General features: G+C 68.5%; 1 protein-coding gene. It reads right to left on the bottom strand.

Going from position 1 to position 1,146, the window contains the following annotated elements:
• Positions 1-238: 238 nt before the first annotated feature.
• Positions 239-889, bottom strand: coding sequence for a hypothetical protein (locus tag AAH979_RS43020; RefSeq protein ID WP_346263876.1), 651 nt, complete (start codon positions 887-889; stop codon positions 239-241).
• Between the last annotated feature and the right edge of the window lie 257 nt (positions 890-1,146).

Below are 1,146 nucleotides of genomic sequence, written 5' to 3'. Positions count from 1 at the left end.
GCGAGTTCGCGCGCCTGGCAAGGGACGAATGCTGAACTCCTGCACCGGGCCGCAACACGGCTATACCCCTCGTGATCATCTCAAGCACTGATCGATCTACATGAGCGGGATGGCCGTGACGCTTGTCTTCCTCGCCCCGTGATCACGTGCGCGGATCTGCCGCCGACCGCGCGTCAGGCAAAGCGTCACCGAGGACCGCAACACGAACGGCTCCGTCTCGCGCTCATACGGCAGAGCCTCAGTTAAGCAGGCAGTGGGCCCAGTAGACCTGGCCGTCCGGTCCGACGCTGATCAGGGCGACCAGCAGGTCAGTGACCGCCGCCGGCGCGGTGGCGACGACCCGCTCGGGTGGCGTTCCCGGACGCTGCGGATGCAGGACGAGGACGAAGGTGACCGGTGACGCGTCGACCGAGTACACCGTGACGGCACTGCCGATGGTCAAGAACCCGCCGTCGACCTTGCGCGCACCGATGCCCTGTAGCCAGGGATAGCGCTCCTCGGCGCGGTCCAAGGCCCCGTCCGAGCCGGCGCCGACATCGTCCGGCCGCGCCGACGTCACGGTGATGAAGCCGGGTATACGGCCGGTACGCTTGTCGAGCACCACGATCCGGAACGAGCCGTCAACCTGAGGATCGGGCGGACGTTCCCAGGCCACCCGGCCGAGGAAGATCTGGTCGCCGTCGCCGTCGCCGTCGCCGGCCCGCTCCACGTTGCTCGGGCTGAACGCGGCGTCCGCGGTGGCCTGGTCGACCAGATTCAGGGTCGCGGTCGCGGCCAATACCTCCGGCCCGTACGGCGGCAGGCTGCGCCACCACCGCCAGCCGGCCAGACCACCAATCCCGACGAGCAGCACCACCACACCGATGACCAAGCCTGCCCGCTGCCTCACGCCTGGCAGTACAGCACATCATCATCACCATCGATCGGCGCGGCGGCAGAGTGACGCCGTCGCAGCGCACTAACTTGCGAACCACCCACATGGGAGCCGTCATGCCCCGTGGCCGGCTCCCCGTGCCTCTCAACGTCCGGAACTGCCGAATGTCGTTGCGTTTGGGCCTCCTGCTCGGGTGGGGTCGTGGCTGGTCCTGCCGAGTGCGGCGTGGGCAGACGACATGCCCCAGCGTCCGATCGCCGTCACCTGCTCGG

Source organism: Plantactinospora sp. ZYX-F-223 (assembly GCF_039649625.1).
GTDB lineage: Bacteria > Actinomycetota > Actinomycetes > Mycobacteriales > Micromonosporaceae > Plantactinospora.
The sequence above is the reverse complement of the archived record's forward strand: the minus strand, read 5'-3'. Positions and strand labels throughout refer to the sequence as shown.